Genomic DNA, 6,872 nt, shown 5'->3' on the forward strand with positions numbered 1-6,872 from the left:
CCAAAAATACGGTTCACCGCATTCTGCGCAACCGGATCTATATCGGGGAGATTGGCAACAAGGGCGAATGGTACCCCGGTGAGCATGAACCGATTATCCCCATGGACTTATGGGCAAAGGCTCATGGTACTTTCGATGTCCATGCCCAGCTGCGCGCCAGAGCATCCAGAAACCGCAACAATCCTTCATTTCTCAAGGGCATGTTGGTTGGCCCTGACGGCCTGGCCATGACCACCAGCAGTACCCGCAAAAACGGCCAGCTGTTCCGTTATTACGTGACCGGCACCAGTCAGAAACAGGGGGCCAAAAACAGCCCGCTGCCGCCGCTGTCGGCCCGCACGTTGGAACTTATGGTGCTGGAGGAGATACGTAAACGACTGGCCAGCCCAGAGTTGCTATTCAAGGTGTGGCAACAGGCCAGTGAGCAGGATAGCAATCTTGATGAAGCTACTATTCGGGCCGCACTGGGTGATCTGGCTTCGGTATGGGACGAGCTGTTCGCTCCGGAAAAACGACGCCTGACAGAACTGTTAATCAAACGCATTGAACTGGCTGCAGAGCAAGTCACCGTTTACTTCCGGCCTGACGGCATGAATGCCGTCGCCATTGAACTACAACCATAAACTGCAGGGAGAGCCCCATGGCCATTGTCAAAAAAGTCGGAGAAGAAACCGTTGAATTTCTGGAAGAGGAAAACCTGATCAAGGTAACCATCCCCATCAAGATTATACGACGGGGTGGTAAGAGCACGATCAAGACACCGGATGGTATGGTTGGCCATGAAGAGATGGAGGCTCTGCAGCGAGCTCTAATCCAAGGTCACCGCTGGATCAAGTGGCTGGAAGATGGGAAGTATAAAACCCTTGAGGCCGTAGCCAGCAAAGAAAAGACGGACAAAAGCCGGGTAGCCAAGTTGATCCGCCTGACCTGTCTGGCACCGGATATTCAGGAAGCGATTCTCTGCAATACCGGAACATGGGTGCTTACGCTGAAGGATTGTATGAAGCCTTTCCCCATGCTCTGGACAGAACAGCGAGACCATTTCAGAAAACTGGCAGTGGTAGCACCAGAGAGGTCATCAAATGACGAATGAATTAGTAGCTGAAACGTGTGTAAAGCAAAAAAAACAGAACTGTGTTTCAGTCTAACTTTTGTGACATCAATACTTTTGAGGGTCGGGTTTGCCTGTATATCCTTTTTATCCCAGACTTCCCTTTTTGTATGCCAACAGGGTGTATCATGGCTAAGATCGAAAAAGTCCCAAGCGATATGAGAGAGAAGTTTGATGAAATCACACAGATAACAGATGACTTTTCTGAAAAGTTTCTCAACGATGAATATGCGGAGGTCATAAGGAAAGCAACCGCTGCATTATGTCGCAAAAAGAACTCACCGCTTAAAAAAGGTAAACCCCTAGCTTGGGCATGTGGCATTACACATGCTATTGGTTTTGTAAACTTCCTAGCTGATAAAAGCGAGGATCCATATATAAGCGCTGCGGACTTATACAAAAACTTTGGCGTTGGTCAAAGTACTGGCCAAGGGAAATCCAAAATAGTTCGTGACCTCTTGGATATGTTTCAAATGGCACCAGAGTGGACCATTCCAAGTAAAGTAGCAACGAACCCGATGACCTGGATGCTTGAGGTTAATGGCATGATCGTAGATGCAAGACGCGCTCCGAGAGATTTGCAAGTTGTGGCTTATGAAAAAGGCCTTATTCCTTTTATCCCAGCAGACGAGGAAACCGCTTAAATAAACCTCCCTGTGGATACAACATGATACTGAGTATCATTTATCGATAAATCAATCATCGTCGTATCCATGATAAAAATGGTTATTAGACAGCTTCTCAGTGTCAAAGTAGATTCAGCACATTCCCTTCTTTATGGATGGAGTACCCCATGAAGTCCTTTACCATTCTGATAGCAATACTCACTCTCACTGCCTGTGCTACAGGCTCTACCCCCGACGCAAAGAAAGCCAATGCCCGTAAAGCCACCTCGGAGGCATTGACAGAAATATATACCGACCATCCTGCTGCCAGATCTGCCGTAGCCAGAGGAAAAGGCTATCTGGTATGTACCGGTAGTGACAGCTATCTGTTTGCTGCTTCTACCGGCGGTGGAATCTGTACCTTTCATACAGGTAGCAAGGTCGATTATTACCGTTTCGCGTCCCTTGGAGCAGGCGTAGGAATTGGCTTTAAAAAGGTTGCCTTTCTCTATGTCTTCCAGACCAATGCTGCTATGAAGCGCTTCGTAGATGATGGCTGGGATGCTGGTGCCAGGGCAGAGGCCAGTGCCCGACACAAAGATGAAGGTGGGCAGGCAGCAGCCAATGCCTCATATGATGTGGATGGGGTGCGTATTTATCAATCAGCTATATGGGGAGCTGCTGCCCAGGCAACAGTCCAGGGCTATAAGTTCTGGCGCACTGATTTTACTGATGATGTTATTGAGCATAATGAGTAACCCTCACGCCATTCGACAAGGAATGTCCCCCTAGAGAATAATTCGAATCCAGTCCCGAGCCCCTACCGCCGGATTGGCTGCGAACTCAAAAAATTGCAACACCCCAAACCACAGCTAAAGCACAATAGAATCAAACAGTTAAACGCTGTGGTTCTCGCAAGGGTAAAAACCACAGCTTTTCAGAGAGGAGAGAGAAAAGTCAGAAAAATGGGGAAAATTAGCTTTAAAAACGGAAGGCCACAAACCACAGCATCATCAGTTTAACCCTTTGTTTTAAGGGTCTATAAACGACAAAACCCTTACGACAGGTATCGTAAGGGTTAAGGTGTATGGCGGTGGGGAGGGAACCGGGTACGGAATTTTTTGATAACAGACAATAATAGCACCATTGTACCTTGAAACTATCCATGTAGTGCTTTCAAAGTCCCCTTCGGATCTACCGCAAAAATTCTCAGCAGTACTTTGGCTGGCCCCGTTGGCTGCCGACGCCCTTGCTCCCAGTTTTCCAGAGTCCTTTTACTGACACCTATCAGCAAGGCAAACTTCCCCTGACTCAACCCCACCTTCTCACGAATCGCTTTGACTTCCACCTCAGGAAATTCAGTCACTCTCGTTGCTGTTTTTTTACCTTCTCGAATATCATCCATCTCGTGGACGCTGGCCAACAGCTCATCAAACATTGATTTATCCATCAGACCACCTCTCTACCATTTTCTTTAGCAGCTTTTTCTGCTCCGCAGTCAGCTCCTCTTGCTCATTTTTAGGGTATGCGTAAAGCATATAAATCTGGTCACCGGCTGACACCCAGTAATAAATGATGCGCACACCACCACTTTTACCCCTCCCTTCCAGCTTCCATCTCAGCTTTCTCAGCTTTCTCAGCTTTCTCAGCTTTCTCAGCTTTCTCAGCTTTCTCAGCTTTCTCAGCCCACCAGTGGATTGAATGATAGAGCCTACATCGGGCCGATTAATCAGTGATTCCTGCAGTAGCTTATACTCATCATCACTCATTAATTCTTTGATTTTCCGAGTAAAGATCGTAGTTTCAATAATGACCATATGCTTAATTATACGCCATTGGCGTATTTCATCAAAATATTAGAGGCTCTATTTTGATTCCGAACTGCTCTACAGTGAAAACTGAGTGTAGATCACGAAAAACAAGGGTTGAGCAACATTACCGGACAATATGCTGACAACCTTTGTTGATAAGGGCTTCAGCAATGTTCAACCCAGTAGCAGTCTGAAATCCTACAAGAGCCATTATTTTATTTGGTTGCGAACCCAAAAAAGTCATACATACATTCATTTGAATAATCACCCCCAGTCAAATAGAAATTTATCCCCAACAATCAATGTGGTGAATTTCCGGCTAAAAACTACACTCAAAGCCAAGAGTCCAAATGAGTTACTCCCAACGAGGTTGCTATGCTTGATATTGATTATTTCCTGCAGAACGTTGTGCGCGGGTATACAAAACTGACCTCATATCTCCACTGTCACAATGCCTCATCTACTACTCGCTGGCAACCAGGCCAACCTCTCAAACTCTTTTTACTCGGTTACAATGGTAGCCGTAACACCGGTGCTGATGTGCGCGTAGCTGAAATAATTCGGCAAATTCAGCATATTCTGGGCGAGGAACAGATAGAAATAAGCCTTCTTACCTTTAATAAACATTTAACACAGGGAATGGGGCAAAATTTCCGGCAATTAACATTACCCAAAGCAAGCTTCCCTCATTTCCTGTTTCAGGAAAACCGGTCTCATCATGGTGTGATCGCCTGTGAAGGTTCGATGTTTACATCGAAATTTACTGATTTTTTGTCAATAGTAATGGGGGGGGCTTTAGGTATGGCTGCTGTTGCAGAGAAATTGAGCATAGGGTATGGAGCAGAGGTTGGAGCAATGAATGATCGTTTGCGTCACTTTTGCCAGAGACAGTGCCAAGAATCGCTCATTATATGCCGAAATGAGCCATCCCGCCTTCAGTTACAAGATATGGGTATACGACAGGCTAAAGGAACGGATACAGCCTGGACATTCACCCCGGCACCTTCGTCACGAGCACAGAAGTTACTATGCCAGGCTGGCTGGGATGGGCAGCAAAAAATTTTGACCATCTGCCCTGTGAATCCTTTTTGGTGGCCGGTGAAACCGGATTTAAAAAGAACGTTTTGTTATTATTTCTTGAAGCGTCATCAAGAAAGTCATAGTGGGTTGACACACTTTCATCGGGACACGGCCGGTTCCAGACAACAGTTTCACACTTATATTCAAGAGCTGGCAAAAGCAACGGGCGTGTTTGTGCGCGAACAAAACCTTTTTCCTGTGATTATTGGCATGGAGCAATTGGATCGCCGTGCCTGTGTGGCATTAGCAGACAGTTTATACCCACGGCCCCCTTGCTTTGTAAGTGATGAATATAATATGTACGAGATAGTCGCACTGTTGCGACAGGCCCGCTATATGGTGACATCACGTTATCATGCCATGGTTTGCTCTATGCCAGCCAAGGTGTTGTCCGTGGGCTTGAGCATTGATGAGCGCATTCCCAATTTGTTAAACGAGCAAGGTTGCGGTGAACTTTGCCTAGATGTGGATGAGCCTTTCTTAGGAGAGAAATTATTAAGTTTGTTGCGCGCTCTGCCACAGGAACGGGAACGAAAAGGAGTGAAAATCGGCCACTCTGTACAGCAACATCTGCGACGTATGGGTGAGATGGGCATGACTTTTGCCAATGAGGTAAGGCGTGTTTATCCGAACTTTCCATTACCTGATCTGGGAACCGACTGGAGGGCGTATTTGCCCGTTACAGCAGAGAAAATATGGAGCTGAACTAATAAAATTGATTCGGGGTGCATTTGGCCTGGAAACCTCAATACCCCTGACAACTCACCAGTAAGCATCAGACTTGAGGCGATACCAACACTCCGATACTGCGCTTCATTATAGTGCTACATACCTTTCAAGGAGTCACTATATCTATGTTTCGACATTCATGGTTGTTATCTACGCTTCGCGAAGCGCATGAGATTCGGACACGCCAAAACTGGTCGCGCCAGCAGATTCTTAACCACCAGCAACAGAACTTTACCAAGCTACTGAATTACGTCTGGGAGCACTCTCCGTTCTATCGCGATTACTATTCAAGCCACGGCATTACTGCGGAATCACTTGCGGACATAAAGGTTACCGATCTCCCGATCATCAATAAGGAGATCTTAATGGACAACTTCGACACGGTGTCCAATGACCCATTTCTCAAGCGCAGGCCATTAGAAACGTGGATTCACTCAGACGAGCCACTCGGCCTCTATAAAAACCACTATGTAGTCATCCATAGCTCCGGTTCCTCGGGAACAATGGGCATATTTGCCTACGACCGGCATGCCTGGTCTCGAAGCCGTGGAGTAATGATAGCGCGTAACAGTATAAGTCTTCGCGGGAAACACCTGTTCAGGCGCAAGCGAATCGCTTACTGCGGTGCTATCCATGGCCGTTTTGCCAGTGTAACCAGTGCTGTCACAACCTCACCTTTAGTGGCTAACTTGCAGCTTTGCTAAATACTCGACCCGTTAAAAAAGACGGTGAATATGCTCAACACGTTTCAGCCGGAGTATCTGTTTGCCTATTCGACAATAGCCCATGAACTGGCGTTAGAGGCAATCGCCGGGCGACTGCATATTGAACCAGCCTCGGTTCTGGTGTCCGGGGATGTACTGACACCTGAGGCCAGGGCCACTATCAACAAGGCCTGGGGGGTTGAAGTGCAGAATCTCTACACATGCAGCGAGTCCATGTGCATCGCCATACAACGCCCGGGGGGCGATGGCATGAGACTAATGGAGGACGAGAACGTTCTTGAAATACTCAATGCTGATAACACTCCGGTAGCCCCGGGAGAGATTGGACGCGTTGTGCTCACACCACTCTACAACCGGACGTTGCCGATCATCCGCTACGACCTGGGCGACTACGTCACCCGCGGTCACCGTCACGACAACGAGCAGTTTGAACCGATCACAGCGATAAACGGCCGCGTCAATGAAGCGTTGCCGGTGCAGTGCGCAGACGGCAGGATTGACTCGATCCATCCGATCGTGCTTAGCGAGTTCTTTGTGCCAAGCATTCAAAAATTCCAGTTCGTCAGTCATTCACCAACTCAAATCACCATCAACTACATCGCTGCCCGGGAAATAGATGCGGTTGTTACCAGTGCCTTCCAAAAGATTCTCGACATGAAAGGGGCCTCGCAGTCCGTAAAGGTAATACCAATCGTAATTTCTAAATCCTTAACCTGAATCCAGCTATGCTCAGGCATCATTACCAAGCATTTTATCTGGAACAGATGTCTCGTCGACCACAGCTACCCGAAGGTTTTGGGCATGTTGATTT

9 protein-coding genes are annotated in these 6,872 nt (G+C 47.4%); 7 read left to right on the top strand and 2 right to left on the bottom strand.

Annotated features, from left to right (window positions below):
* The 4 genes from AK963_RS23680 to AK963_RS23695 form a co-directional block, all read left to right on the top strand.
* Positions 1-623 (top strand): recombinase family protein (locus AK963_RS23680; protein ID WP_175404619.1); only part of this gene is annotated, 623 nt, incomplete at its 5' end.
* A 17-nt stretch (positions 624-640) separates the two neighbouring features.
* A complete protein-coding gene (locus AK963_RS23685; RefSeq protein ID WP_066017867.1) occupies positions 641-1,093 on the top strand; it encodes a hypothetical protein in 453 nt (150 codons plus the stop codon).
* 146 nt (positions 1,094-1,239) lie between these two features.
* Positions 1,240-1,755, top strand: a complete 516-nt coding sequence (locus tag AK963_RS23690) for a DUF6398 domain-containing protein (RefSeq protein WP_202969848.1) — start codon at positions 1,240-1,242, stop codon at positions 1,753-1,755.
* 149 nt (positions 1,756-1,904) lie between these two features.
* Positions 1,905-2,474 (top strand): lipid-binding SYLF domain-containing protein, encoded by a 570-nt coding sequence (locus AK963_RS23695; RefSeq protein WP_066017869.1) that lies wholly within the window; start codon positions 1,905-1,907, stop codon positions 2,472-2,474.
* A gap of 401 nt (positions 2,475-2,875) precedes the next feature.
* Here AK963_RS23695 and nadS read toward each other — a convergent pair whose 3' ends face one another.
* Together nadS and AK963_RS23705 are read right to left on the bottom strand one after the other, a co-directional pair.
* Positions 2,876-3,166, bottom strand: coding sequence for a NadS family protein (gene nadS, locus AK963_RS23700; RefSeq protein ID WP_066017870.1), 291 nt, complete (start codon positions 3,164-3,166; stop codon positions 2,876-2,878).
* Positions 3,159-3,485 (bottom strand): type II toxin-antitoxin system RelE/ParE family toxin, encoded by a 327-nt coding sequence (locus AK963_RS23705; protein WP_238593829.1) that lies wholly within the window; start codon positions 3,483-3,485, stop codon positions 3,159-3,161. The genes nadS and AK963_RS23705 overlap by 8 nt, the downstream gene beginning before the upstream one ends.
* Before the next feature lie 417 nt (positions 3,486-3,902).
* On the opposite strand from AK963_RS23705, the gene AK963_RS23710 reads away from it, so the two are divergent.
* The 3 genes from AK963_RS23710 (at position 3,903) to AK963_RS23720 (ending at position 6,778) form a co-directional block, all read left to right on the top strand.
* A complete protein-coding gene (locus AK963_RS23710; RefSeq protein WP_066017872.1) occupies positions 3,903-5,312 on the top strand; it encodes a polysaccharide pyruvyl transferase family protein in 1,410 nt (469 codons plus the stop codon).
* A gap of 149 nt (positions 5,313-5,461) precedes the next feature.
* A complete protein-coding gene (locus AK963_RS23715; protein WP_066017873.1) occupies positions 5,462-6,040 on the top strand; it encodes a phenylacetate--CoA ligase family protein in 579 nt (192 codons plus the stop codon).
* A gap of 30 nt (positions 6,041-6,070) precedes the next feature.
* Positions 6,071-6,778: a phenylacetate--CoA ligase family protein gene (locus AK963_RS23720; protein WP_066017874.1), complete on the top strand. Its 708-nt coding sequence runs from the start codon at positions 6,071-6,073 to the stop codon at positions 6,776-6,778.
* The last annotated feature ends 94 nt before the right edge of the window (positions 6,779-6,872 follow it).

Origin of the sequence: Endozoicomonas atrinae (genome assembly GCF_001647025.1) — a bacterium.
Lineage (GTDB): Bacteria > Pseudomonadota > Gammaproteobacteria > Pseudomonadales > Endozoicomonadaceae > Endozoicomonas > Endozoicomonas atrinae.

Bases quoted from the DNA above. Each gene is read 5' to 3' on its own strand.
- AK963_RS23705 (WP_238593829.1), bottom strand. From the start codon at position 3,485: ATGAGTGATGATGAGTATAAGCTACTGCAGGAATCACTGATTAATCGG.
- AK963_RS23710 (WP_066017872.1), top strand. From the start codon at position 3,903: ATGCTTGATATTGATTATTTCCTGCAGAACGTTGTGCGCGGGTATACA.
- AK963_RS23720 (WP_066017874.1), top strand. From the start codon at position 6,071: ATGCTCAACACGTTTCAGCCGGAGTATCTGTTTGCCTATTCGACAATA.
- AK963_RS23695 (WP_066017869.1), top strand. From the start codon at position 1,905: ATGAAGTCCTTTACCATTCTGATAGCAATACTCACTCTCACTGCCTGT.
- AK963_RS23685 (WP_066017867.1), top strand. From the start codon at position 641: ATGGCCATTGTCAAAAAAGTCGGAGAAGAAACCGTTGAATTTCTGGAA.
- AK963_RS23690 (WP_202969848.1), top strand. From the start codon at position 1,240: ATGGCTAAGATCGAAAAAGTCCCAAGCGATATGAGAGAGAAGTTTGAT.
- nadS (WP_066017870.1), bottom strand. From the start codon at position 3,166: ATGGATAAATCAATGTTTGATGAGCTGTTGGCCAGCGTCCACGAGATG.
- AK963_RS23715 (WP_066017873.1), top strand. From the start codon at position 5,462: ATGTTTCGACATTCATGGTTGTTATCTACGCTTCGCGAAGCGCATGAG.